Origin of the sequence: Aliiroseovarius lamellibrachiae (genome assembly GCF_018599245.1) — a bacterium.
GTDB lineage: Bacteria > Pseudomonadota > Alphaproteobacteria > Rhodobacterales > Rhodobacteraceae > Aliiroseovarius > Aliiroseovarius lamellibrachiae.
Window position 1 is genome coordinate 1 of sequence record NZ_JAHEVJ010000005.1, and the last position, 26,104, is coordinate 26,104.

The 26,104-nt window shown below is 56.6% G+C and carries 26 protein-coding genes; 9 read left to right on the top strand and 17 right to left on the bottom strand.

Annotated elements, in window-relative coordinates:
• The 5 genes from KKW20_RS09565 to KKW20_RS09585 all read right to left on the bottom strand — a co-directional run.
• Positions 1–122, bottom strand: a 122-nt coding sequence (locus KKW20_RS09565; RefSeq protein ID WP_246534559.1) for a GTP-binding protein, incomplete at its 3' end; no start/stop codon positions are given.
• Between the two features lie 110 nt (positions 123–232).
• The gene (locus tag KKW20_RS09570; protein WP_214567667.1) at positions 233–772 is read right to left on the bottom strand and encodes a hypothetical protein; all 540 of its coding nucleotides are present in this window, start codon (positions 770–772) and stop codon (positions 233–235) included.
• Complete coding sequence (locus KKW20_RS09575; RefSeq protein ID WP_214567668.1) at positions 769–2,025, bottom strand: M48 family metallopeptidase; 1,257 nt, start codon at positions 2,023–2,025, stop codon at positions 769–771. The genes KKW20_RS09570 and KKW20_RS09575 overlap by 4 nt, the downstream gene beginning before the upstream one ends.
• Positions 2,022–3,197 carry a DUF898 family protein gene (locus KKW20_RS09580; RefSeq protein ID WP_214567669.1) on the bottom strand — a complete coding sequence of 392 codons (1,176 nt, stop codon included), beginning with the start codon at positions 3,195–3,197 and terminating at the stop codon, positions 2,022–2,024. Before KKW20_RS09580 ends, KKW20_RS09575 begins: the two co-directional genes overlap by 4 nt.
• A gap of 3 nt (positions 3,198–3,200) precedes the next feature.
• Entirely contained in the window at positions 3,201–5,531 is a 2,331-nt protein-coding gene (locus tag KKW20_RS09585) for a DNA topoisomerase IV subunit A (protein WP_214567670.1), read from the bottom strand.
• A gap of 118 nt (positions 5,532–5,649) precedes the next feature.
• Between KKW20_RS09585 and KKW20_RS09590 the strand changes: the two genes are divergently transcribed.
• From KKW20_RS09590 to KKW20_RS09615, 6 genes are all read left to right on the top strand, one after another.
• On the top strand, positions 5,650–6,183 hold the full coding sequence (locus KKW20_RS09590; protein WP_214567671.1) for an SH3 domain-containing protein: 534 nt from the start codon (positions 5,650–5,652) through the stop codon (positions 6,181–6,183).
• Positions 6,184–6,373: 190 nt separating this feature from the next.
• Complete coding sequence (locus KKW20_RS09595) at positions 6,374–7,216, top strand: SDR family NAD(P)-dependent oxidoreductase (RefSeq protein WP_214567672.1); 843 nt, start codon at positions 6,374–6,376, stop codon at positions 7,214–7,216.
• A gap of 148 nt (positions 7,217–7,364) precedes the next feature.
• Positions 7,365–7,568, top strand: a complete 204-nt coding sequence (locus KKW20_RS09600) for a twin transmembrane helix small protein (protein ID WP_214567673.1) — start codon at positions 7,365–7,367, stop codon at positions 7,566–7,568.
• Positions 7,568–8,140 carry a cob(I)yrinic acid a,c-diamide adenosyltransferase gene (locus KKW20_RS09605; RefSeq protein WP_214567674.1) on the top strand — a complete coding sequence of 191 codons (573 nt, stop codon included), beginning with the start codon at positions 7,568–7,570 and terminating at the stop codon, positions 8,138–8,140. The genes KKW20_RS09600 and KKW20_RS09605 overlap by 1 nt, the downstream gene beginning before the upstream one ends.
• Positions 8,141–8,349: 209 nt before the next feature.
• Positions 8,350–9,108 (top strand): electron transfer flavoprotein subunit beta/FixA family protein, encoded by a 759-nt coding sequence (locus tag KKW20_RS09610; RefSeq protein WP_214567675.1) that lies wholly within the window; start codon positions 8,350–8,352, stop codon positions 9,106–9,108.
• The gene (locus KKW20_RS09615) at positions 9,108–10,037 is read left to right on the top strand and encodes an electron transfer flavoprotein subunit alpha/FixB family protein (RefSeq protein WP_214567676.1); all 930 of its coding nucleotides are present in this window, start codon (positions 9,108–9,110) and stop codon (positions 10,035–10,037) included. The genes KKW20_RS09610 and KKW20_RS09615 overlap by 1 nt, the downstream gene beginning before the upstream one ends.
• 66 nt (positions 10,038–10,103) lie before the next feature.
• Here the strand turns inward: KKW20_RS09615 and KKW20_RS09620 are convergent, their stop codons facing one another.
• The 9 genes from KKW20_RS09620 to KKW20_RS09660 all read right to left on the bottom strand — a co-directional run bounded on the left by KKW20_RS09620 (position 10,104) and on the right by KKW20_RS09660 (position 19,306).
• Positions 10,104–10,925, bottom strand: a complete 822-nt coding sequence (locus KKW20_RS09620; protein ID WP_214567677.1) for a DUF6473 family protein — start codon at positions 10,923–10,925, stop codon at positions 10,104–10,106.
• Positions 10,926–11,321: 396 nt separating this feature from the next.
• Positions 11,322–13,724, bottom strand: coding sequence for a methyl-accepting chemotaxis protein (locus tag KKW20_RS09625; protein ID WP_214567678.1), 2,403 nt, complete (start codon positions 13,722–13,724; stop codon positions 11,322–11,324).
• 86 nt (positions 13,725–13,810) lie between these two features.
• Positions 13,811–14,692, bottom strand: a complete 882-nt coding sequence (locus tag KKW20_RS09630; protein WP_425514265.1) for a lysophospholipid acyltransferase family protein — start codon at positions 14,690–14,692, stop codon at positions 13,811–13,813.
• 36 nt (positions 14,693–14,728) lie between these two features.
• Entirely contained in the window at positions 14,729–15,001 is a 273-nt protein-coding gene (locus tag KKW20_RS09635; protein ID WP_214567679.1) for an HPr family phosphocarrier protein, read from the bottom strand.
• A gap of 7 nt (positions 15,002–15,008) precedes the next feature.
• Positions 15,009–15,401 (bottom strand): PTS sugar transporter subunit IIA, encoded by a 393-nt coding sequence (locus tag KKW20_RS09640; RefSeq protein ID WP_214567680.1) that lies wholly within the window; start codon positions 15,399–15,401, stop codon positions 15,009–15,011.
• Positions 15,398–16,333, bottom strand: a complete 936-nt coding sequence (rapZ, locus tag KKW20_RS09645) for an RNase adapter RapZ (RefSeq protein WP_246534539.1) — start codon at positions 16,331–16,333, stop codon at positions 15,398–15,400. Before rapZ ends, KKW20_RS09640 begins: the two co-directional genes overlap by 4 nt.
• On the bottom strand, positions 16,311–16,766 hold the full coding sequence (locus KKW20_RS09650) for an HPr kinase/phosphorylase (protein WP_343207571.1): 456 nt from the start codon (positions 16,764–16,766) through the stop codon (positions 16,311–16,313). The genes rapZ and KKW20_RS09650 overlap by 23 nt, the downstream gene beginning before the upstream one ends.
• Complete coding sequence (locus KKW20_RS09655; protein ID WP_214567947.1) at positions 16,763–18,484, bottom strand: sensor histidine kinase; 1,722 nt, start codon at positions 18,482–18,484, stop codon at positions 16,763–16,765. Before KKW20_RS09655 ends, KKW20_RS09650 begins: the two co-directional genes overlap by 4 nt.
• Positions 18,485–18,601: 117 nt before the next feature.
• Entirely contained in the window at positions 18,602–19,306 is a 705-nt protein-coding gene (locus tag KKW20_RS09660; RefSeq protein WP_214567681.1) for a response regulator transcription factor, read from the bottom strand.
• Between the two features lie 405 nt (positions 19,307–19,711).
• Between KKW20_RS09660 and KKW20_RS09665 the strand changes: the two genes are divergently transcribed.
• Positions 19,712–21,310, top strand: a complete 1,599-nt coding sequence (locus tag KKW20_RS09665; RefSeq protein WP_214567682.1) for a phosphoenolpyruvate carboxykinase — start codon at positions 19,712–19,714, stop codon at positions 21,308–21,310.
• A gap of 152 nt (positions 21,311–21,462) precedes the next feature.
• Entirely contained in the window at positions 21,463–21,870 is a 408-nt protein-coding gene (locus KKW20_RS09670) for a hypothetical protein (protein ID WP_214567683.1), read from the top strand.
• A gap of 172 nt (positions 21,871–22,042) precedes the next feature.
• Here the strand turns inward: KKW20_RS09670 and KKW20_RS09675 are convergent, their stop codons facing one another.
• Both KKW20_RS09675 and KKW20_RS09680 read right to left on the bottom strand, forming a co-directional pair.
• Positions 22,043–22,402 (bottom strand): CBU_0592 family membrane protein, encoded by a 360-nt coding sequence (locus KKW20_RS09675; RefSeq protein ID WP_214567684.1) that lies wholly within the window; start codon positions 22,400–22,402, stop codon positions 22,043–22,045.
• A gap of 50 nt (positions 22,403–22,452) precedes the next feature.
• Positions 22,453–24,339 carry a bifunctional helix-turn-helix transcriptional regulator/alpha/beta hydrolase gene (locus tag KKW20_RS09680; protein ID WP_214567685.1) on the bottom strand — a complete coding sequence of 629 codons (1,887 nt, stop codon included), beginning with the start codon at positions 24,337–24,339 and terminating at the stop codon, positions 22,453–22,455.
• A gap of 123 nt (positions 24,340–24,462) precedes the next feature.
• On the opposite strand from KKW20_RS09680, the gene KKW20_RS09685 reads away from it, so the two are divergent.
• On the top strand, positions 24,463–25,287 hold the full coding sequence (locus KKW20_RS09685) for an alpha/beta hydrolase family protein (RefSeq protein ID WP_214567686.1): 825 nt from the start codon (positions 24,463–24,465) through the stop codon (positions 25,285–25,287).
• Here KKW20_RS09685 and KKW20_RS09690 read toward each other — a convergent pair.
• Positions 25,284–26,051: a sulfite exporter TauE/SafE family protein gene (locus KKW20_RS09690; protein WP_214567687.1), complete on the bottom strand. Its 768-nt coding sequence runs from the start codon at positions 26,049–26,051 to the stop codon at positions 25,284–25,286. The two genes, KKW20_RS09685 and KKW20_RS09690, sit on opposite strands and share 4 nt — an antisense overlap.
• Between the last annotated feature and the right edge of the window lie 53 nt (positions 26,052–26,104).

A 26,104-nucleotide genomic window follows, 5' to 3' on the forward strand; every position in this document is an offset into this window, starting at 1 on the left:
GCTTGGAAGTCACCAAAGTATTTGGTGATTGCAGCGGTCAGAGTGGTTTTACCGTGGTCAACGTGGCCAATTGTGCCGATGTTGACGTGCGGTTTGGAACGTTCAAACTTTTCCTTAGCCATGCGTATTACGCCTTGTCTTTTGGGGGGCTTATGTCAGCCCGGGATCATCATCGCGCGCTCATTACTTGGTTGGCAGAGAAAAATCAAGCCTTAGCGTGCACCAAGGCGGGCTAAAACCAATCTTTGTTTCCCTCAAGCCAGACCTGAATTTGGGCTGCGGCGCGGATGGCGATGTCTTGCATCTGCTCTTCTGACGTCATGGTCAGACCGGAACTGACAAGGGATTTCCCCGATAAACTCTCAATAACAGTGATTGTTTTCGGTTTCTCATTCAGTTTTCGTCCCGCCGCATCATCCCAGATACTGACCCCAAGCACGGCCACGGATTTTGGCGCCGCCACCACCGGCACGCCGGGGGGGGCCAGGATGTATCCGTCGACTTTCACGGCGATGTGATAAAGGCCGGCGCCCTGATAATTCTGGAACCGGTCTTTAAGCGCGGCGGACAGCACCGCCTCCCAGTCATCGGGGTCAGCTTTGCGTGACAAAGGCCCCGCTTGGGCCTGATCCGCCACCACCACGACATGCCCCAGCCGAAAGGCCCCAATCGGGTCTGGTACGTCCTTTTGCGGTGCGGGCCGCACACATCCTGTCGCGAGCATGGCGACGGTCACGAGGAAACATGTTTTCAGGGCAGTGCGGCGGATCATTTTACCTTACCCTCTTGGTTGCGCGCGGGGCGTTCAGATCGGTTTGGGCGTGGGTTGTCGACGGGGGCGCTCTCGCTCATGTCCCCTTCGTCACCCGACACGTCATGCGAAGATCCACCACAAATGCGCTGCAAACCGCGCCACTGAGCTTTGGACAATACCGGGTCATACTGATGCGCGCGATCCGCCGCTGATGCCGCCGCCGCGATGCGCTTGGCAAATTGCGGATGCGACGACAGATGGGCGGCAAAGCCTTCCACATCGCCGTTTTCATCCTGCATCCGCTTAAAGAAACTGCCCAGCGCCGAAGGGGTCACATTTGCGGCCTCAAGCACGCCGTGGGCAAATTCATCCGCGCGCGTTTCAGCGGCTTGGGAATAGCTTGCGTTGACCAATTGGTTGGCCAGCATCAGCGCCACGGTGCCGCCCGCAAAATCCCCAAAGAGCAGCCCAAGAACACCCAGAGAACCCGCAGATCGCAACGCATCCCGCGTGGGGTCCCGGTGCACCACATGACCGATTTCATGGGCCAAAACGGCCGCGACTTCATCCGGGGTTTGTGCGGTATCAATCAACCCGCGAAACAGCACCACATGCCCACCGGGCAGCGCAAAAGCATTCACAAGTTCATGGTCAAACACATGGATTTCTACGGGGTATGGCAGATCAATCTCTGGCGCGATTCGCGCGTAAATCTCATCAAGGGCGGCACGACCTTGGGGGGTCTGGCAGGTGTTCACGCCGCTGCCCAAACCAGTTTCGTCCAAAGCCACACGAATTTGTTCAAGCGTCGCATCGCCCAGCGCTTTTTCCCCCTCTGCCGGAAGGAATTCCGCAAGTTGAGAGGCCATCAAGGGCACCAGCACAAAGATGATCACCGCAACCGATGCCACCGCCGCCGTGGCCCAGCCGGCCAGTTTGGCCAAGGGCACAGGGCGCGTGCGGCGTGCAAGGGCCGTGGCGCGGGTTTTGATGGCATTTGCGAGCGCCGCATCCGCCACGAACAACCGCGCCAATTGCGCCCCTGATCTGTAAATCACCACCCCCTCGCGGTCGGCTTGGTCTTTCAGGGCGCGCAGGTCATCCCATGGCCAGATCTCTTGGCGACCGTCCGGAAGATGAACCACCAGCCCAACGCCAGAGACCGTAAGCCCGACGCGGGCCAGAACCGCGCGTTTGCCTGCGACATAGTCGGCAAAGCCATCATAAGATTCGCGGGTGGTTTCGCGGGTATTTTCCACATCACTGCTCATATCGCGGCCCCCACATCCAAGGCATCGGCAAAGCCCTCTGCCTCGGCAAATTCATCCCGATCCCGTTGTTGAATGCGGTTCAGCGCGCTGGGGTCAATCACTTGCGTCACCTCGGCGAAGTGGCGGGTCATGGGCAGGGTGAACAGCGCCTGAGTGGCCGCGCCGATCATCACAAAACCAAGGAAGTAGATCGCCACAAATGCCGGGGTGGCCGCGGTGCCAAGCTGTGCGATTTGCTCAGGGTCAAAATCAAAACCACCCGTGCCGCCAAGGGCCAAAATCACCAAAACCACCGCCAGGATCAACACCCCATACAGCACAAGGTTCAGGACCAAACCGCCCAATAGATAGATGCCAATGATTCGTCCGGGGCGGGGTTTGGTGCGAAAACGGATCTCGCCCAATTCCTTGGTTTCGGTCATGCGTTTAAAGCTTTCGGCGCGCCAATAGGCCCAGCCGTAAATCGCCCACGGGACTGTCAGCAAAAACAGCGCCGCCCAGGCGGGATTTTCCGACAGTGCCAGCATCCCCCCCGCCACGGCAGACAGGCCCAGCGCATAATAAATGTGCCGCATCGCACCAAACAAAAGCGTGCGCTTTCCGCCCTGCACAAATTGCAGATCACCATAATAAGTACGGTTCACGCGGTATTTTTCCAGCCAAAGCGTGGTCAGTGGCCAGCTGAGCCCCACGCTCAGGATCGCCACCACATAATGCACAATAGAGCGCCAGACATAGCCCCCTGCCCCCGGTTCCAACCCAAACCTGATCCCCCGCCAGCGGGTGCGCGCAAGGATGTAGCGACGCGCGCGATATTGGGCGAAAAAGATGATCGGCGCGAGGCCCAGAAAGCTGAGCACATAGGCGATGCCATTGCCCTGAAATAGCGCAAAACTGAAATACATCAGGATCAGGTTCACCACCCCGATGTAAAACGCCATGAACACCACCGCGACCAGAAACCCGAGCAGTTTTTCAATCGGATCCCCGACATATTCAAGGGGAATGCCGCCGGGGCGAATGGCGCTCCAGTAATACCGGCGCAGACGCGTGCGCGCCCAAAACCGGTAAAACCCAAGGGTCAACAGCGTGAAAAGACCGGTCTTGAGCGCCAGTTTGAACAGGGCACCCGCGCGCCCAGCGTATCGAATGGGAAGCACGCGGGGGACCATGACTTACTCAAACTTGTTATTACGTGGGAACCCATGTGGCGGGGCTTTGCCAACACCGGCGCGTTTGCCCAACCACGGGGTCATGTCGCCTTCGGTGCGGGTGCGTTCACCCGCGGGCCACGACAGCCCCTCTTCCATCGAAAAGGTTTTAAGATCCGACAGGCCACCATCCAGCTCTAGCAAACCCTGTTTGCCACGGGCGGATTGGTATTTCTGCAAGCGCACCCCTTTGCCGCGCGTCATCTCATTCAGCTCAGCAATTGGAAACACCAACAGGCGGCGATTTTCCGACATGATCGCAACGTGATCGCCCGACACCGGGACGCAGACTTTGGCATGGCCGTCGCCCACGTTCAGCACCTGTTTGCCGGTGCGGGTTTGCGCCAGAACGTCCGCTTCCCCCACCACAAATCCGTTACCCTCGTTTGAGGCAACAATCAGCTTGCCTTCGGGACGGTGGATGAAAAGATCAACGATTTCAGCCTCATTGGGCAGATCCACCATCAGGCGAAGCGGTTCACCCATGCCCCGCCCACCGGGCAGGTTGGCCGCAGACAAGGTGTAAAATTTGCCCTTGGCATCGAACACCAACAGCCGGTCGGTGGTTTCCGCATGGAACACAAACCGTGGCCCGTCGCCGTCTTTGAATTTCAATTCGCGGGTCAGGTCGATATGGCCGGACATCGCCCGGATCCACCCCATTTGCGAGCAGACCACAGTGATCGGTTCTTTTTCGATCATCGCCTCAAGCGGCACCTCTTCGGCCTCGCCGGCCTCGGCGAACATCGTGCGACGTGCGCCCCCTTCGAAGTTTTTGCCAAAGGTCTTTTTCGACAGTTTCAGCTGTTCCGAAATTTTGTCCCACTGAAGGTCTTCTGACGCCAAAAGATCCTCAATCGCGGCCCGTTCCTCCATCAAGGCGTTGCGCTCTTTCACCAGCTCCATCTCTTCAAGACGGCGCAAGCTGCGCAGGCGCATGTTCAGGATCGCATCGGCCTGAACCTCGGACAATTCGCCGTCGCCCGGTTTGGGGCCGACATAATCCGCCTCAGACATCGCGCGCGGGAAATCCTGCGACCAGTTTTCGCGCATCAAGGCCGCTTTGGGGTCGTCATCGTACCGGATAATGTCGATCACCCGGTCCAGATTGAGGAAGGCAATGATAAAGCCCTCAAGCACCTCAAGCCGGTGGTCGATCTTTTCCATCCGGTAGACGGACCTGCGGCCCAGCACTTCGCGACGGTGATCGAGAAAGGCGCGCAGCACCTCTTTCATCGAGCAGACTTTGGGCGTGACCCCGTCAATCAGCACGTTCATGTTCAGGCTGAACCGCGTTTCCAGATCAGAGTTGCGGAACATCATGTTCATCAACATGTCCGGGTCGATATTCTTCGATTTCGGCTCCAGCACAATGCGCACGTCATCCGCCGATTCGTCGCGGATGTCGCCCAGGATCGGCACCTTCTTGGTCTGGATCACTTCCGCAATCTTCTCGATCAATTTGGATTTCGCCACCTGATAGGGAATTTCGGTCACGACAATCTGCCATTGCCCACGACCGAGATCCTCAATCTCCCACTTACAACGCAGCCGGAACGACCCGCGGCCGGTGCGATACGCCTGCGCGATGTTGTCTGCGGGTTCCACAATCACACCGCCGGTCGGGAAATCCGGGCCGGGCACATAGTTCAGCAAGGTGTCGTCGCGCACGTCCGGCACTTTGATCATATGCAGGCAGGCGTCGATCAGCTCGGATATATTATGCGGTGGAATATTTGTCGCCATCCCCACCGCAATCCCGGTGGAGCCATTGGCCAAGAGATTCGGAAACTCCGCTGGCAAAACAACTGGTTCGGTCAAACGACCATCATAGTTATCACGATAATCCACGGCATTTTCATCAAGGCCCTGCAACATGGCCTCTGCCACCATGGTCATGCGCGCTTCTGTATAGCGCGCCGCCGCCGGGTTATCGCCGTCAATATTGCCGAAGTTTCCCTGCCCATCCACAAGCGGGTAACGCACGTTGAATTCCTGCGCCAAACGGGCCATCGCATCATAGATCGCCGCGTCGCCATGCGGGTGAAAATCCCCCATGGTATCGCCGGAAATCTTGGCGGATTTCAGGAACTTACCATTTGACGCCAGCTTCAGCCGGTTCATCGCGTAAAGGATGCGGCGGTGCACAGGTTTCAACCCATCACGGGCATCGGGCAACGCGCGGTGCATAATGGTGGACAGAGCATAGGTCAGATAGCGTTCGCCGATGGCACGGCGCAACGGTTCGGACACGGATAAACTCTTGATATTGCGGTCTTCGGTCTGATCAGTCATAAATGATGTGTATCGGGGTCTAAGGTTTCGGTAAAGCTGCTTAAGGGGAATGCTGTCATACTTTCCCCGCAAAAATTTTAAAAGTGAATTGTAGTGTGCCGCCCTAAGGGGGAGCGTTATGGGTATTATTAAACTAACTTTTTTAACCGTGGGAGCCATGGGCGCCGCGATGTTACATTTTGGGCGGGATGTTGACCTGCCAGCGGATCGGCTTGGCATGGAGCCTGGCATCCAGCAATCAACCATCGAACCGGTCTCAGCCGCGGTGAAGCAACCTATTTTGGTGGCGCCAAAACCTGCGAAAGTGATCAAAACGGTGGCGCGCAGCAAACCTGTGGCGGCGGCTGATCCAAACAGCCAAGCGTCACGCGCGGTGGCGGCGGCCAAGTTGATGGCGGCCAATGCGGCACAGGTGACACCTGTTGCGGCCACACCTGCTGCGACCTCTGGATTTCCAACCATGGTTGTGCGGGCAAGCGCGGTGAACATGCGCGCGGGCCCCTCGACCAAAAACGGTATTGTTGGCCGTCTGACCCGTGGCAATGAAGTGGTGAACATGGGCGATGCCGCCCCCGGTTGGTCGCAAATTCGGGTCGTGAGCACAGGCCAACGTGGCTTTGTCGCGTCAAAGTTTCTGGCAGCACAAAAATAACACCGCAGACTTTCTGTGATGTGCTGATCCAGCCTTTTCTTGAGGCGGGCCCGAGCAGGTGCACCTCAGTCGGCGTGACCCACAAAGGGCGCGCCGATTTGCGTTTGGCCCCCGCACCAGAATTTCCCCCCAGCATTTCCTCACTGCCTTTTTCATTGACGGACCTGCGCTGGATTGCGAGACCGTTGGGATGACCCAAAACACACCCAAAAAATCCGTTCTCATCACCGGCTGTTCCTCTGGAATTGGCTATGACGCCGCGCACAGTCTGGCCAAACGTGGCTGGCGGGTCTTTGCGACCTGTCGACAAGAAAAAGACTGCGAGCGCTTGCGCAGCGAAGGGCTGGAAAGCTTTCGTCTGGATTACGCAGATGACGCCTCGATGCAGGCCGCGATGGGCGAGGTGATCACCCGCACCGGCGGCACGCTGGATGCGCTGTTTAACAACGGCGCTTTTGCCACCCCCGGCGCGGTTGAGGATTTGCCCACCGCCGCCTTGCGCGAAATCTACGAAGTGAACGTGTTTGGCTATCACACGCTGACCCGTCTTTGCTTGCCGATTATGCGGGCGCAAGGGCATGGCCGGGTGGTCAACAATTCGTCTGTGCTGGGCATCGCCACGATGCCGTGGCGCGGGGCCTATAGTTCAACCAAGTTTGCGCTTGAAGGGCTGACAGATACCTTACGGCTGGAAATGGACGGCACCGGGATTGAGATCATTTTGGTTGAGCCCGGCCCGATCCCCACCAAAATCCGCGAAAACTCGATCCCGCATTTTGAGCGCTGGATTGATTGGGAAAACAGCCCGCGCGCTGGGTTATACGTCAAGCTGCGCGAGCGACTTTATGATAATAATGGCAAGCCCGACCCGTTCCAATTGCCGACCTCGGCGGTGACAGACAAGCTGATCCATGCGCTTGAACACCGCCGCCCCCGGCCGCGATACTATGTGACGCGCGCCACCTATATCGCGGGGATTGGCAAACGTCTTCTCAGCACACGCATGCTGGATCGGTTGACGCCAAAGGGTTAAGAAGGGGCGCTGCCCCTCGGCCATGCGGCCTCACCCCGGGATATTTTTGGAAAGGGGAAAAGGGGCTGGTGCGTTTTGCCGCGAAGTTACTGCTCGCTTTTTGGGTTGTGGCTGGCTATCCAATGGGCAAACATCCGAAGGAAGACCAATGTTTAGTGATCCGCTGTTTGTTGTTATGATACTGGCAATTGCCGCCGTTTTGATCATCTTGTTGATGGGCATCGGCACGTTTGGCGTTGGTGGTGAATTTGCACGCAAAAACTCCAACCGGTTCATGCGCTATCGCGTCTATGCGCAAGCGGTGGCGATTGCGCTGATTTTGCTGTTCATCTGGCTGCGAGGCGGAAACTGATGGTTGTTCTGAACAAGATTTACACCCGCACCGGTGATGCGGGCGAAACCGCATTGGGCGATGGCTCGCGCCGCCCCAAGCATGACGCGCGCGTCACGGCCTATGGCACCGTGGATGAGACCAACGCGGTGATTGGTGTGGCGCGGTTGCATGCGGACGGTGATGTGGACGCGGCGCTTGCCCGCATTCAAAACGACCTGTTTGATCTGGGCGCAGATCTGTGTCGCCCAGAAATGGACAAAGATGCGGACGCCGAATATCCGCCACTGCGCATGGCGCAAGAACAGGTGGACCGGCTTGAAGCGGAAATTGACGTGATGAACAAAGCGCTGGATCCTCTGCGCAGTTTCATCCTGCCCGGTGGGTCGCCACTGGCCGCGCATCTGCACATGGGGCGTACGGTGTCACGCCGGGCTGAACGCTTGGCGACCGAGCTTGCGTCGGTGGAAGCGGTGAACCCCGTGGCGGTCAAATACCTCAACCGTCTGTCGGATTGGTGTTTTGTCGCCGCACGCATGGCGAATGACGGCGGGAAAGCGGATGTGCTTTGGGTGCCGGGGGCGAACAGATAGTCGACTCGCGCGGCGTTCTCTCGAAACCCATCGCAACAAAATGCTGCACAGCGGAAACATTCTCGCAAAGAATCCCCGCCAAAAACAAAAAACGCGGCGTCCTTAGGACAAGACGTGACGATTTTGCGCTGTTTTTGACGGGCGCGAGTCGGTAAACGTATCGCGAGAGCATGACCGCCCCACGGGGCATAACTGGGAGAGACACGCCAATGAAGGTGCTTGTACCTGTTAAGCGCGTGATCGACTATAACGTGAAAGTTCGTGTAAAAGCGGACGGAACCGGTGTCGATCTTGCCAACGTAAAAATGTCGATGAACCCCTTTGACGAGATTGCCGTCGAAGAGGCCATTCGCCTGAAGGAAGCTGGTAAAGCTGACGAAATCGTCGTGGTTTCGATCGGTGTGAAACAGTCCCAGGAAACGCTGCGCACCGCGCTTGCGATGGGGGCTGATCGCGCCATTCTGGTCAACGCTGCTGACGATGTTCACACGGACATCGAACCGCTGGCTGTTGCGAAAATCCTTGCCAAAGTTGTTGAAGAAGAACAGCCCGGTCTGGTTTTGGCAGGCAAGCAAGCGATTGACAACGACATGAACGCCACCGGCCAGATGCTGTCGGCGCTGTTGGGTTGGTCACAAGGTACATTTGCATCCGAGCTGGACATTGACGGCGACACCGCCAAAGTGACCCGCGAAGTGGATGGTGGTCTGCAAACCATTAACGTGAAGATGCCAGCCATCATCACTGTGGATCTGCGCCTGAACGAACCACGCTACGCCTCGCTTCCGAACATCATGAAAGCGAAGAAAAAGCCATTGGATGAGAAAACCGCGGCGGATTACGGCGTTGACGTGACCCCTCGTTTGGAAATCGTCTCCACCAGCGAGCCTGCCTCGCGCGCGGCTGGGATCATCGTGGGTTCGGTTGACGAGCTTGTAGAGAAACTTAAAGAAGCGGGGGCTGTATAATGGCTGTTCTTCTTCTCGCAGAGGTTAACAATGGCGAATTGGCGCTGGACGCCACCGCCAAGGCTGTCACCGCGGCGAAATCGCTGGGTGATGTGACGGTTCTGGCTGCTGGCGCCACGGCTGCCGCAGCTGGCGATGCTGCCGCAAAAATCGACGGTGTTGCGCGCGTTTTGGTTGCCGAGGATGCATCATTGGGTCACCGCCTGGCCGAATCGACTGCGGCCCTGATCGTATCGCTGGCTGGCGACTATGAGCACATCGTTGCCCCCGCCACCACCGACGCCAAAAACGTGATGCCCCGCGTGGCCGCCCTTTTGGATGTGATGGTGATTTCGGATGCCTCGGGTGTGGTTGACGCCAACACCTTTGAACGTCCAATTTACGCGGGCAACGCGGTGCAAACCGTGAAGTCCTCGGACGCGAAAAAGGTCATAACCTTCCGCACATCAACCTTTGATGCGGCTGGCGAGGGTGGTTCTGCTGCGGTTGAAACCGTCTCTGCCGCCGAAAACCCCGGCCTGTCGGAATGGGTTGAAGACAAGGTTGCCGCATCCGACCGCCCCGAGCTGACGTCGGCTGGTGTGGTTGTGTCTGGTGGTCGTGGTGTTGGGTCGGAAGACGACTTTAAACTGATCGAAACCTTGGCTGACAAGCTGAACGCCGCTGTTGGGGCCTCGCGCGCCGCGGTCGATTCAGGTTACGCACCAAACGATTGGCAAGTGGGTCAAACCGGTAAGGTTGTGGCACCGGATCTCTACATCGCTGTGGGCATCTCGGGCGCTATTCAGCACCTTGCAGGGATGAAAGATTCAAAGATCATCGTTGCGATCAACAAAGACGAAGAGGCGCCGATCTTCCAGGTTGCGGACTTTGGCCTTGTTGCTGACCTCTTTGAAGCTGTCCCTGCACTGACCGAAAAACTCGGGTAAGTTTCACAGCTCCTGAACTCAAAAGGCCCGCCATATTGGCGGGCCTTTTTCTTTTAAAACAATCCCTTAAGATCGCAGACTATTGACCAAAGCATCCGCCGCAAGGTCATGCGCCACGGCACCCAGCATCGCATTGGCCGCAGCCTTGTCCATTTCGGGATAGACGAGCTCTTGCCGTCCCATCTGGATATCATCAGGCGACACCACCACCTCAACCACATCCTGCACAAAAGGCCGGACCTCGTTAACCATATCCTCATCCACCAACACCGGGTCGGCGCCAAGGATACCATCGGGACCCGGGTCGGCGATCGAGCGTTCTGACAGCCACAGTAAAACCATCGGGCTTTCAACACGGGCGACCAATGATTTCATGCGCCCGACCCAAGCCTCTTTCAATTCCATCTCGACCATTGCGAATTTTTCCTCGGACAGATCCTGAAGCGTTTTCAACATGTGTCGCGTGAAATTGAACTCGGTAAAATCCACCTCGCGATAGATTGTTTTCAACAGGTTTGACGCCCGTAGAAAGCGGTCATTCCGGCGTGGATGCACCGCGTAAAATCGGTTCGACAAGTTCAAAGCTCCGGGTATTTGAAACACCGTAAGGGATGCGTGATTACAGGCATCCAGTAGGGTTTGTTCGTGCGAAAACACGTCAACACCAGCATTCATGCAACCGAAATTGATAACAGGCTTACCCAGTAGCCCTTCCATCAAATCCGGATAAGGATATTGCACAAACTTCCCATATGTTTCGCTGCCTCCGAGGACAGCGATATAGTCACCCTCCAACGTTCTTTGCGGTCCGCGAAACAAGATTTTCGATGCCCCATAGCGGCACGGATAGTACTCTAGCGACGTATCGCCCAGACTCTGATAGGCCATTTTCACCCACTCCATTTTATTCACCCAAGAGTGAGATTCGACCAAATCCCTTGCGATATCGCTAATGGTCGAATGGAAATGATTTTCTTAGGAAAGATTTAAGAGTTGGTATTCGTTCTTATTGCTCAATGCCTTACAGTTCGAGAGGCAATAAAACCCACCAATTGACCTCGTCCGAACCCTGGCAATGATTAAAATGCAGATCGGTTTGGGTGCCTCTCACCATCGCAAAACATAATTGCTGCTCGCGGCCAATCGGGCGCAGCATGTCGTGCAAAAAATCGCCCGACAGAGCGTGAAGACGGCCGCCAAGCGCCGCTCTTCTATCCGTGCATATCCGGAAAATCACCAGCTCGCTTCACCTGCGCATATCGGACGGCAAACGCGACATGCAGTTCAGGCGACCAGATCCTGAGTTTGTCCACCCAGATCTGAGTGCACCGGGATATCGGCCAGTTTGAAGTCTGTGATAACACCCTCGAGCTTTTCAGTCTCCACCCGCAAAGAAACGCTACTTGCGCTCGCCTCTTCAACCATCGCAACGTTTTGTTGTGTGACCTGATCTAATTGATCGGTGGCGACGTTGATTTGGGAAATGCCGGTCGATTGGTCCGCTGCGGAGTTTGCGATCTCTTCGACACGCTGCGCAATTCCCCCGACGGAGCCTGAAATGGATTGGAGTGCCTCACCGGTCTGATCCGCCAGGCGGACCCCGCGATCCACTTGGCTTTCGCTAGATCGAATGAGCTCTGAAATTTCTTTTGAGGCATTTGCAGAGCGAGCCGCCAGATCCCGCACCTCAGAGGCCACCACGGCAAAGCCTCGGCCAGCCTCGCCCGCGCGCGCTGCCTCAACCCCCGCATTCAGCGCCAACAAGTTGGTCTGAAAGGTAATATCGTCAATCAAACGAATGGCTGCCCCAATGGACTTCGACGATTTATGTACCTCGCGGATGGCCGTGACGGTTCGCTGCACCAGCTCATTTCCGGCAAGCACTTCCTCATTCGCAGCTGCGGCCGCCACGTTGGCCTCTGACGCCAATTCTGCTGAACTGCTGACTGATCCCGAGAGGGCCTTTATTGCGGCACCGGTCTGTTCCAGCGTGGCGGCCGCTTGCTCTGTGCGCCTTGCCAGATCCTGTGCGGCACCGGCAATTTCTCGGGCCGAACCGTTGATCACCTCGCCACTGTCGCGCACCCGCGCAAAGCTTTCCGACAGGCTCATCATTGAGCCATTCACACGACGTTGGATCGTGCCAAATACGCCTTGATACTCACCCGTCATACGGAAGGTCAGGTCGCCTTCTGCAAGATATTCCAGCGCTTTTTCAACCTGTTTGAGCCCGTTTTCAGTGATCTCACAAACCTGATTGAGCCCGGCACCGATCCCCGCCAAGGTGCCCGTTGTGTTTTGAAGCGAAAGACGTTGATCAAATTCACCGCGCGCGCAGGCCGCAACCACGGTCGCGATCTGCTCTGCAAATGCGGTTTCCAGCGCCAATTGTTCCTCGCGTTCGCTGTTGTGCTGGCGCTCTCGTTCCATTTCTTTGCGCGCCCGTTCCGCTTCACGTTCCTGATCCTCACGTTTGGCGATTTCTCGGGCTTGGGTGGCCTCCAGCTCGCGCGCGGCAAGTCTGCGCCGTTCAAGACTGTTGTCACGAAACACCTCTAGTGCGGCGATCACATCGCCAAATTCGTTGGGGCGTTTGGTTGGCAATGTCATTTCCAGATCCCCCTCGGCCAAGCGTTGTGCCGAGGTCACAACTTGCCCAAACCCAGAGCGAATGACCCGGGCAAAACTTAGCGAAACCCCCAAAGCAAAAAGCCCCCCCAAGAGAACGCTGCCGACCGCAAGATACAGGCGCGACTGAGCATGGCTTTGCTGCGCGACCGTGATGTTTTGGATGTCAGAAGACATTGTATTTTCGATGTCTTTCAACATGTTGATCCGGGTGGTTTGCGCCTGAAAGAACTCCTCTCCGGTATGGTCACCCAGCGCAGCGTCAAGACCTTTTGTCAGCGCAAGCTCTCTTAGGTCTGCCACAGTTTTCGCGGCAGGCGACTGCAGAACTTCGTTGAACGCAGCCACCTGAGAGGGCGATGCGCTCGACTTAAAGCTGTCAAAATGCACCTCTTGCATCGCAATAAGTCCCCTTAACCGCATCAAGTCGTCCAGAGAAAAGGCCCCCAGTGTATAGCCCTGCGAGCCAATGGCACGCTCAAGCCCGGCTTGTTCTTTTCCTTTCAGAAACCGGAAAAAGGCATCCGTCGCCTGCGAGATGATGCGATCATCACTGACACGCGCCACATGATGTATAAGATCCAGCATGTCCGAATTCAGCGTGGTGTAATTTTCAATCGCAGTTTTCGGGGTGACGAGCAGTGTATCAACCTGCGCGCGCAAGTCCCCTACCTCTGCAAATCGCCGTTTCAGGTTTTGAAGATGTTCCCAAAACGCCAGATCAACAGCAGATAAATCTTCGTTTTCAAGATAGTCGATGATTGCCGCATGTTTCTTATCGGTCTCAAGCCGTTGAGCCTTGAGTTCCGACATGAAACGCTTGCCTTCTGAGGCCAGATAAACCGCCGTCGCACCGCGTTCTTTTTGCTGTTCATGCACCGCCGCCGAGATCAATATCACCGGGGAAATTAGTCTTTGCACATTTCCGAGTTGCTGCAACTCTCGATATTTTTCCCCGATCAGGACCGTTGCAAGAATGGCGACGATGACGAGCGGAACCAGCGGGACGATGAAAATTGCACGAGATATTCTGATATCTCGAATGCGAAACTTCGACATGGTGAAAAGCCTCCGGGGACAAGCATTACCTGTCTTCCATAGGCAAATTCTCTGACCATTTCCCTAACGTCATTCCAAAAATTGGGTCAGTTTTCTCTCAGCTGAAGCGTGCGCGCGCGCAGCCAGGTCATAAAGCCACGCGGATCCGTTTCCAGCAGCTTCATCTCTTCATCCGTGAGCGGTTTTCCCACAACTGGACGCTGGGGTTTGTTGCAACTGTTTACAATCTCATGCAGCAACAGTCCCTGCCGCAAGGTCGCCGACAGCCGGTTGGCAATTTGATACCAGCGCGAGTTTGATCCCGAAAAATAAATCGGCACAACTTTGGCGCCGGATCGACGGATCAACTGCGCCGTAAAGACATTCCATTCCCGTTCAATCACCGGCCCCATCAGAGTATCGCTAGAGGCCACAACGCCCGAGGGAAACAAGGTGATCAACCCACCAGATTTCAGCCAGCCCATCGCCTCGGCCCGCATCGCCACCATCTTTTTCTGCGCGTCCGCTTCATGCGGGAAGGGCACCGGGATCATATAGCTGGAGGCAACCTCGTCGATGCCGTCCAGAATGGCACGGGTCAGGATGCGGTAATCATCGCGCCGCCGACCAATCAGTTCCGCCAGAATCATGCCGTCGACCAGCCCGTGGGGGTGATTGGCCACCACAACCACGGGGCCATCTTTGGGGATATTATCAAGTTCATCCTGCGGCGTGTTGACCGGAATACCCATCACGTCCAGACAGGATTTCCAGAACGCCTGCCCTTTGGGCGCGCCCCGTTTTTCGACCTGACGCACCATGCGAATGATCGACAATTTGCCCGTCAACCATTCCATGATTTTGATGACAATCGACTGAAACCCGCTGTTCAGAGAGCTGGAATAGGTCAGGCTGCGACGGTCATATTGCGTAAACGATATGCCACCGTCTTTTTTCTTTTGTTCAGAGGTCAGGTCTGTCTGCGTCACGTCTGCTCACCTTGTCTGGTGTTTGGCCAACCGGCCTTACATGCCTTCGCCGAACTTATCCAAGACCAATGCATCCAATGCTTCAAGCAGCTTTCCAGCGTCGGGACCAGAGGTTTCGACCTGAATGCTTGTGCCTTGTGACGCCGCCAGCATCAACAGCCCCATAATGCTGTCCCCCTCAGCCTCAAGCCCGTCTTTTTCGACCCGTGCATGGGCGTCATGCGCCTCTACGGTTTCAACAAATTTCGCGGATGCGCGGGCATGCAGGCCTTTGACATTGATGATCTCAAGAACGCGATTGTTGCTCATGGGATGTTTACTCCTGACCTGCGTGAATGCAGTCAATATACTTGCGACCCGCCGTGAGGGCCATTTCTGTGGCCCGTTCCACCGGCAGATGGCGCGATTTCGCCAGTTTGACCAGCATGGGAAGGTTTGCACCGTAAAGGATGCGCCGATCGTTTTTGCAACAGGCCGGCAGTGACAGATTTGCGGGCGATCCGCCAAACATATCGACCACAACCACGACCCCCTGACCACTATCGACCCGATCAGCAGCCGCGCAAATCTCGTTTTTCTTTGCATCCCGGTCCAGTTCGGCCGCCGTCGAAATGGCAAGCATACCCTGCTGGCGGCCAACAACATGTTCCACCGCTGCCAGATATTCGCTGGCCAACCCGCCATGTGCAACGATCACTATTCCGATCAAGCCTGCTTCCCCGATGTCTGTGGCGTGCCCCTGTCCAGGTGACGCTCCAATTCCCGGTGTCTAATTGACACCTGCCATCCCTTATGTGCAAGGGCCTTTGCCAATCTTTCCGTTAAGGCAACCGAGCGATGCTTGCCGCCCGTGCAACCGAACCCAATGGCCAGATGCGATTTGCCCTCATCGCCGTAAGCTGGCAACAAAAACTCGACCAGATCGCTGACCTTCTCAAAGAAAGGTGCAAACCGTGCGTCTTCGGCCACATATTCGGCCACTTGGTCGGTGCGCCCGTCCAAGGCACGCAATGTGGGATCCCAATGGGGATTGCGCAAGAAGCGGGCATCGAACACCATATCAAGCCCGCGAGGGACCGCGCGTTTATAGCTGAAGGAATGCACGGACACCGCAAGTTCTTCTGTGCCCGAGATCGACAACCACCGCAGCACCTCTTCTTTCAGGTCATGTGGCGACAATTCGGTTGTGTCGATCAGAATGTCGGCCCGCCCGCGCACGGGTTCAAGCAATTGCCCCTCGCGGTGGATGCCCTCGTTGGGGGTTTCGGCTGGGGCCAAGGGGTGACGGCGGCGCGTTTCCGAATAGCGACGCACCAACACATCGTCTGAACAATCGAGATAAAGCAACTCCATCTCATAGCGCGGGTCTTCGCGCAGATCTTCAATCACCTCAAGCATCATCTCGGTGGAGAAGTCGCGGTTGCGCACATCCACCCCCAAAGCGATGGGGTGCGTCAGCGCAGGTCCCGTCAGCACCCGGTGCACCAAGGACAGGGGAAGGTTGTCGATCACCTCATATCCGACGTCCTCAAGCACCCGCACCGCCGTTGTGCGCCCTGCCCCGGACGGTCCAGTGACCAGCACCACGCGCGGTGTGGTTGAGGTCGAGGGGTCTGCGTTACGTTCCATGATCGTGCTCATATCTGCCGTATTTGATCATGTTAAATAAGGCACTGGGAAACGAAGCGGCGTCAACCCGCCAAACGGTCTTAACCGGCTGATTGACCACGAATGTGACGGGGCGTGAGGGCGGCAGGCGCTCTTCTTCTACCTCTGCCAGATCCACCACCAGCTTGACGGGAGCCTGCTCTTGCATCGGGACATGGATCAGGCCAAGACCGCGCGCCTCGATCACACCGCGCATCTGATCCGGCGCATGGGCCACGGGGATATCGCCCTGCAATGTCACGCGGGTCAGGTCATCCGAAATCAGGGTCGCACCCAGCCCAATCAGCTCCAGCGCAAGCGAGGATTTCCCGGCGCCAGACGGGCCGACAATCAGGACCCCATGACCGTCAATTGCAACAGAGGTGGCGTGCAAAACCGCATCTTGCGTCGCACGCCCACGGTTCACACTGGCAGACCCACAACAAAGCGCGCACCCAGGGGTTCAGAGGTCACATCCGCATCTGTGGGACGAATGTTCTCGGCCCAGATCACGCCGCCATGCGCCTCGATGATCTGTTTGGAAATAGACAGACCCAGGCCGGAATTATTGCCAAATTGGTTCTCAGGACGCTCGGAATAAAAGCGTTTGAACACTTTTGTAAGCGCCTGATCCGGGATGCCGGGACCGGTGTCTTCGACCACAACCAACACACGATTGTCGCGTTTGCGCACCCAAACGCGGATCGCATCCCCGTCTTCACAAAAGCTCAGCGCGTTGGTGATCAGGTTCACAAACACCTGCGCCAAACGGGCCTCTAGCCCGCTGACGATAATGGGTTTCGGTGGCATGTCGGTGATGAAATCCACACCTTTGTCATTGGCTTCACCACCCAGATACTCGGTGATATTCCCAAGCATTTTCAAAAGGTTGAACTGTTCCTCATCCTCTTTGACCAATTCGCTGTCCAGTCGCGAGGCGTTGGAAATATCGCTGACCAGACGGTCCAGACGGCGCACATCATGGTCAATGACATCCAAAAGTTTGTCGCGATGTTCATCCTTTTTCGCCAAGCGGAGCGTGCCGATAGCGGAGCGCAATGAGGCGAGCGGGTTCTTAATCTCATGCGACACGTCAGCGGCAAATTGTTCGTTGCTGTCGATCCGGTCGTAAAGCGCGGCGACCATGCCACGCAGCGCGGCAGACAAGCGGCCAATTTCATCTGGACGACCTGACAGGTCGGGAATGCGCACCCGGCCCGGATTGACCTTTTTCGCATTTTTATCCCGGCCGAGTTCGGCCGCAGCCGCAAGGTCAGACAGTGGATTGGCAATGGTCGACGCCAGCACGAGGCTCAGCCCAATCGACACGAGGATCGCAATCACAAACATCTGGAGCAGCTGCTCACGTTCATTGCGCACCAGCAAATCAAGCTCGCCCGCCGCAGAGGTCACCGCAACAACGCCCACAGGCACACCATTTTGCAAAATCGGCGTGGCGACGGAAAAGACGGTTCCCCCCTTACTTTCCACACCGGGGGCCACATGGGTAGAGCCCGCCAAAGTGCCCGCCAGCAATTCGCGCACAATCGCTTCACGGTCCAGCGTGGTGTCGCTGTCGACCTCATTGGTCAGCAGCGAAGAGACGCCTTCCCACAAGCTGTTCAGCATGTCGGTGATGATTGTAGAGCGCAGGTCGGGTTGCAAGCCGTTCACGGGCGTGGCGGAGGCGCGGGTCTGGCCAACGGAGCTGGCCAAAAGCGTCTCGGCCCCATCAAAGACAAAGACTTCCAACCCCTCTTGCAGGCTTAGCGCCGAAAGGGTTGCGGCGACATCCAAGGCCGTGCCTGCCGGCGTCACAGACGACGCGGTGGGTTCGGCGGCCAGTGGCGTTTCTGTATCGCTCGCAGCTTGGGCCGCATCTGAGGGTACAGGCACCGGATCGGGCGTGGCGTTTGACAAGGCCAACCCATCGCGCAACTGTGCTTCGAACACATCCGCGATCAATTCCGCCTCGACCACCAATCCCCGTTCGCGTTGCAACACAAGGCTGTCGCGAAACGGATTAAGATACAGGACACCCGCCACCAGAACCATCAGCCCCAGCAGGTTAAATGTGATGATTTTCCGTGCCAAAGGCGAGCGGTTGATCGAAATCAGCCCGCGCCGCGCACGTTTGTCACGCATCTCGGTCTCGACGGTACTTTGGGGGCCAACCCAGTCTTCGCCGAGAACAACGTCAGACCCTGATGAGGTTTTGGTGTCGCGCAATGTCTTCCCCAGTTTTGTTCACCCGGTGCGTGGCTATTCTTCGTTATAGCGATAGCCGATGCCATAAAGCGTCTCGATGGCCGAGAATTCTTTATCCGCGGTCCGCATTTTTTTACGCAGACGTTTGATGTGGCTGTCGATGGTCCGGTCATCCACATAGACCTGATCATCATAGGCGACATCCATCAGCTGATCGCGGCTTTTCACAAATCCCGGTCGTGTGGCAAGGGCCTGCAGCAGCAGAAACTCTGTCACAGTCAGCGACACGGCATTGCCTTTCCATGTCACCGCGTGGCGCAGGGGATCCATGGTCAGATCGCCGCGATCAAGGACTTTGCTTTCCTCGACCTCACCGGCCTCGTCATTGATCCGCACCTCTTGCCGACGCAACAGCGCACGGATGCGTTCGACCAGCAGGCGCTGAGAAAACGGTTTGGTGACGTAATCATCGGCCCCCATGCGCAGGCCCAGAACCTCGTCAATCTCATCATCTTTTGAGGTTAGGAAGATCACCGGCAGGTTTGATGTTTTCTGCCGCAAGCGTTGCAGCAGATCCATGCCGTCCATGCGGGGCATTTTAATATCCAACACGGCCATATCGGGCATACGTTTGGTGAACGCATCCAACGCGGATTGGCCATCGTTATATGTTTCGACCTCAAAGCCTTCGGCCTCAAGCGTTATCGACACCGACGTCAAAATATTGCGGTCGTCGTCAACAAGTGCGATCCTCGACATATAGAGGTCTCCTTGTGCTGCTCATTTGTTTTATCTGTACTGTCTTTTTTTAGCCATAATCCCGGTTTCGGCCTTGAGAATCAATAAGGAACTGCGAATCGCGCATCCCCACGCATCTATTGAAACCCGGAATTGGTAAAATCATGGCGAATATGTCTCACCTTAGTCATGACAAACCCAAAGACATTCACCGAGTTTGCGCAAACAAATCGCTGGTTGCGCTAACTGCGCGGATGCGACCTATTCCCTTCTTAGCCGCCCATGCTATAGCCGCCACACCACCCTCGTTCACATGAGGGTTGGCGCGTATGGCCCGAAATCATTTCTGATCATGGGGCAGACCATACGGTTTCATGTGAACAGATACGCCGGGGGATATGACGGACCGGCGACAGGAGCGAACTTATGACCACTGGACGGGTAAACCCAGCACACAGCTTGGACGATCAAGGCATCTCAGGGCTGGGCAATGTCTATTATAACCTGATGGAGCCGGCGCTCTTGGAAGAGGCGCTGAAGCGTGGCGAAGGTCACTTGGGCAATGGCGGCGCACTGCTGGTCGAGACCGGTAAGTTCACAGGCCGCTCGCCCAAAGACAAACACATCGTACGCACCGACAATGTTGCCGAACACATCTGGTGGGATGCCAACGGGGAAATGAGCCCGGAAGCGTTTGATGCGCTTTATGCTGACATGCTTGCGCACATGAAGGGCAAAGATTACTTCGTAGAAGATCTGATCGGTGGCGCGGACCCCAAATATGCCATCAACGTGCGCATGATCACCGAACTGGCCTGGCACAGCCTGTTCAACCGCACCATGTTGCGCCGTCCTGACCGCGAAGATCTGGATGATTTCATTTCCGATTTCACCGTGATCAACCTTCCCAGCTTCCAAGCGGATCCGGCCAAACATGGCTGCCGTTCGGAAACAGTCATTGCGATGAATTTCGAGCGCAAGATCATCCTGATCGGTGGCACGGAATACGCGGGTGAGAACAAAAAATCGGTCTTTACCCTGCTCAACTATCTGTTGCCGGAAAAAGGTGTGATGCCGATGCACTGCTCGGCCAACCACGCCACGGGCAACCCGGTGGACTCGGCTGTTTTCTTTGGCCTGTCTGGCACCGGGAAAACCACACTGTCCGCTGACCCCAACCGCACGCTGATCGGCGACGACGAGCACGGCTGGTCCGACGATGGCACCTTCAACTTTGAAGGCGGGTGTTATGCCAAGACCATCAACCTGTCGGCCGAAGCGGAACCGGAGATTTATGCCACCACGACGAAATTTGGCAGCGTGGTCGAAAATATGGTCTTTGACAAAGAAACCAGAGATCTGGATTTTGAAGACGACAGCCTGACCGCCAATATGCGTTGCGCCTATCCGCTGCACTACATCTCTAACGCATCGGAAACCTCGATCGGCGGACACCCCAAGAACATCATCATGCTGACCTGTGATGCCTTTGGTGTTCTGCCTCCGATCGCGCGTCTGACACCAGCCCAAGCGATGTACCACTTCCTGTCGGGCTTTACGTCCAAGGTTGCGGGCACCGAGCGTGGTGTGACGGAACCTGAACCCACCTTCTCAACCTGTTTTGGCGCGCCCTTCATGCCGCGTCGTCCAGAAGCTTACGGCAACCTGTTGCGCGAAAAGATCGCGTCGCATGGCGCAACCTGCTGGCTGGTGAACACCGGTTGGACTGGGGGGGCTTATGGCACCGGGTCACGGATGCCGATCCGCGCCACCCGCGGCCTGCTGACCGCAGCGTTGGAAGGGACATTGGTTGATGTCGAATTCCGCAAGGATGAAAACTTTGGCTTTGAAGTGCCTGTAAAGGTAGAAGGGGTCGCCGATCTTTTGCTTGACCCACGCCGCACTTGGGATGATGCCGCCGCCTATGACGTGCAAGCGCAAAAACTGGTGGCGATGTTCAAAGAAAACTTTGGACAATACCTGCCCTTTATCGACGACGACGTGAAAGCCGCCGCAATCGGGTAAGTCTTTTACCTATAACTAAAAAACGCCCTGGCCATTGCCGGGGCGTTTTGCGTTTCAGGGTATGGAAACTGTCAAATGCCAGAGTGATATTGAATAACAACACCCAATTTGCCAGCGTGCGGACATCATATTTAACCCCGAAAGGAATTTTCATGACCAACCGCCGCAACATGATTTTAATGGGGGCCAGCGCGCTGTCGCTTGCTGCTCTCTCTGCCCTGCCCGCAAATGCCATTGGCGGGAATGATCCGATCTCGGGGATCGACATCATTATCAAAAAGGACCCGGGATCTCGCCCAATCAAGCCGCTTTCACTGTCCGGCGGGCAGCTTAAGAAACTGAACGGCCTAAAAGGCAAAGACGGTGCGATGTATCTGGCAGAGGTCATTGCCAAGCACCTCGCAGGTCAGGAGTGTTGCGGCAAGGTCAATATGGAAGACGTAATGGCATCCCCCTTGGTCAAAGAATGGTGTGGCCCGTGCAAAATGGTGGATGAAATTTCATTTAAATTCAAAGCCCAAGACGCGATCTTTGCCGTCACGCTGAAGATCAAGAAATAGCCGATAAAAGGGCCGCAAACCTTTCGCGCACTGCCCCATGTCGAAAAAACCGCGCCGAAAAAAAACCCGCACCTAAGAGGTCCTTAGGGCGGGTTCAGTTTCAGGAAGATGTGGGCCGACAACTGGATCAGCGCACAGTATTAAACCAGTATAAAATGATGTGAACTGGCCCTTAGGCCAGTTCACGGTGCAAAACAGGGGATCCCCCAGTGTTGCGTTTTGCGGCCCGGTCAAGCCGCAGATGGCGTCGCCTTTCACGCAATCGAAGCGCTATCCCAACGCATCCGATCATCAAGAACGACACCTGAATAAGCGCTGCTGACAAATTGAAATCGGCAGATAGGCTTATCAACACAAGTGTCGCTCCCAACACTTTGCTGAACGAATACATCAGCCCATCACCGTCAATCAGCCGAAGCTGCAACGCCGTATACCCCGCCATATAGGACACAAATCCCAGCACCCCGAGAGTGCGACAGAGAAAGGTCAAATCGACCCCGTAACCAAATTGCTCAAATGTGTACATGGTCATATCGCTTCGTCATTGAACTGAACTCAGTTTGCCCAATGGGTCAAAGCGGGTCATACCCCAGATGGGGTAAGGCGCGCGTTTTCTTTCACATGAGAAGCAATTTCTGGTAAGATTTTCGCCCAGTCCCTGAAGAAAATCAGCTGGCCACCCGTGGGGTCGACGCGAAAGTCGATAAACGGGTAATCCACCTGGAATTCAGCAAGTGTGGCGGGGGGGATTTGCGGGTCATCCTGACCATTGAAAAAGACCATCTTTGGCCCGCCCTCCATCGCGCGCACAACCCAAGCCCAATCCTCGGCCTCTTGCATAATCACCTGGCGGCTAAAGGCATCATGGGCGGAATGGTCATCCGACAGGGCAATTTCTGACCCCATCACCAAGGCCTCATACACCATTGGATCAGCAAAGGTCGCCACATCGCCAGCGCTGTCGGCAAACACCGCGTTCAGGTACGCCCGCTTGCCCAAACGGCGCGCCAGATGAAAGCCAGCTTTGACCATAAACGGCAGGAACCGCGGGGTGTTGCGCGCGCAGGCAAGGATGAAACGATAGTGTTTGTGCATCCGTTCATATTGCTCGGGGCGCGTGGTCGGAAGCGCGCCGCCGGTCGCAAAAATCCCAGTCAAAACTCCGGGAAATGAATGTTCCAAATGACAGGCATAAAAGACATCGGATCCGACGCTCATCGCCGCGCATTGTGTGATCTCTTCCGCCTCAAGAACGGCACGAATGTCAGCCACTGAAACGGTGGCAAAGCTCTTGTCCGCCGGAACGGGATCGGTGCCACCATAGCCCGCACGGATCGGGACAATCACCCGCAACCCATTCTGCATTGCCCAGGCTTCGGCCGCCGCCGGCCAGCGGGCAAGCCCGTAATCCAAATGAAAATACAACAGCGGGGCGCCTTTCGGGTCGCCAAAACACAGGTAATCCAGCCGCCGACCATCGGCGCTGTAGATCGTGTGATAGGGCAGCGGTTGCAGCTCCCCCCGCCCTTCGCTGAGCACATAGGGACCCGGCGTGTTTTGCCGATCCGACAGGTGCGACATATCCATCATAGACAGGACAAGGCGCACCAATTCGACCTGGGTGTGGGCTTCGGTTTTGGCGAGGATTGCCTTGATTTGCGCGCGCACCGTGTCGACCGACCGGCCGCGCCGTTCCGCAATTTCGCGTGGGCTGGCCGCATCGACCAGTTGATGCGTCACATCCACTTCGGCACCGGTCAGACCAAACGTCGACGACAGCAAAGCGTCAAACCCTTCTGGCCAGGCAAGAAACGACGCCATGACAATCGCAAATTGTGCACCTGTCGCATCGCCATAAGACCGAAGGTGCAACACCACCCCTTGTTCGCGTTCAGCCTGACGCAGGCGCAACACTGTCTCATGCAATCCGGGGACATCGATGCTGCGGGCGACCGCATCCGCCAGCGCACACAGGTCGTCATGCTCCAACCCAAGATCGGCCAAAGACCCGGCCTGCGCCACATCTTTTAACGCGCGCGCACGGGGGCTGGCCGCGACGATCCGCATGTGGCGGTCGACCATAAAGGCGGCGGCATTTTCATAGGCGGCGGGCAATCGGGGCGGCGCATTCACGGGGCTGGTTTCAACCTTGTCCAGCACTTCGTTTGCGCGGTCAAAATGCGCGGTCAGCGCCGCATCCTCGACCAAATCCTCAAAGTCGTCGCCACGATGACGACGCGGGGCCATGGCGTCCTCCCACCCATGCAACAGCGCATCAAATCGGGCGGGGTCCAAGGCCACATCGTAAAGCAGCGAAATCACGCGATCGCGCGTTTCGGCGGTGTCGGCAGGGGCATCCAATTCCCCCGGTGTTGCGTGTTTTCTTGGGGTACTCCCCTTGGCGCGTTTGATCATCTCTTCGTCCCCGTCAGATGCAAACAGTGTGACAGAAACAGACAACAGCGCCATTCCGGTAAACCTTATGGTGGAAATCCATACCTAGCAATTAGGTTAGGAGGGGGCCGTTGACGTTGCGGTGCGTGACGTCTGGTCAGGCTTTGCCCACAGCCATTACAGCGGTCAAATGCTTTCATGAGCGCCCCTATTCGTATCCCCGGCCCCGCGCCCCTAACCGGCAGCTGGCACCGCGCCATTGCCCCGGTTGGCGTGGCCGTTTTAAACGGTGCAACCGGCGTTCCTCATAGATTTTATCGCCACTTTGCCAACTGGTTGGCCACCGAGCATCAGGTCAGCTGCCTGACCTATGACTACCGAGGGTTTGGTGCCTCGGCCGACGGGCATGTGCGGGATGTGACAGCGACAATGGCGGATTGGGGCATTCACGATCAACAGGCCGCGCGCGACTGGGTCGTCGACCGGTCTGAGGGCGCGCCCTTATGGGTGATTGGGCATTCTTTGGGTGGCCTCATGCTGGCCCATCAATCCCGAACGGACGAAATTTCCCGCATCATCGCCGTGTGTTCAGGACCGGTACATACAACAGACCACCCCTGGCCTTATCAGGCCAAAGTCCGGGCGCTTTGGTACGGGTTGGGACCGGCGGCGGTTGCCGCATTTGGGTATCTACCGGCCCAGATCTCGGGTTTGGGAAGCGACATTCCCGGACCGGTGTTTCGCCAATGGAGGCGGTGGTGCACCGCACATGGGTTTGAGGCTCAGGATCAAACCCTGCCTGCTCCGACCGCTGATCTGCGGTGCGCATTGCGCACGGTTGGGGTCAGTGACGATGCCGCCGTTCCACCCCATGTCGCGCGCCGCCTGGCCCACAGACACCCGAATTGCGCGCATGAACATGTGGTGCTGTCGCCGCAGCGCTTCGGCCTAAAATCCGTTGGTCATACCAGTATCTTTTCGCGCCGCAGCGCAGCAATGTGGCCAGATGTGATCGGACCTTAGCCCATCATCCCTTTGCGAATTAAGTTGAGGCCAGCAACCGTCAGAACCACCAATGTCGCGCGCTTAAACGTTTTTTGCGGCATAGCATCATGGAACTTTCCACCAATAAACATCCCAAGCAAGGCCGGCACCAGCATTGCCACCGACAAAGGTGCGGTCTGCGTGTTAAACACGCCGGACTTAAGGTGGGCGACAATCAACACCATCGCCCCGAACCCATAGATCACCCCCTGCACGCGCATCTGTTCCGCTTTTGGTGTGTTGATCGCGGTCAGATAGGCCACGGTCGGCGGACCCCAGACGCCTGACAGGCCGCCAATAAACCCAGCAACCGCGCCGGTGATCCCCTCATCCCGCAGACGATTTTCTGGTGATAACTTCGGCGACCACCCCCGTAATTGCATCAAGCAAAACAGGACAATCGGCACACCAATCGCGATAAACAGCATGTTTTGCGGCAAGACGCGTACCAACTGTGCGGACAGGGCAATGAAGATCGTCAGAGCAGTTAGAAAAATACGAAACTTGCAGATCGCCTCCCATGCCGCTTGCGGGCCTTGCCGCAGCGCTTGTTGAAGGTTTGTCAGCACCGTTGGCAGGATCAAAGCCGCCAATGCGGTTTCAGCGGGCAGCACCGTTGCCAGCCCCGAAATCATCACAAGTGGCATTGCAAACCCAACCGCCCCCTTGATAAATCCGGCGGTCAAAGTCACCCCAAATGCGATTGCCAAGACCCACGGTGTTAGCTCTGCCAAGATCCCCATGGCGCCCTCCTTAAACAAAATTGCTTAAGTCATAGCGGGAATGCCCACCCCTT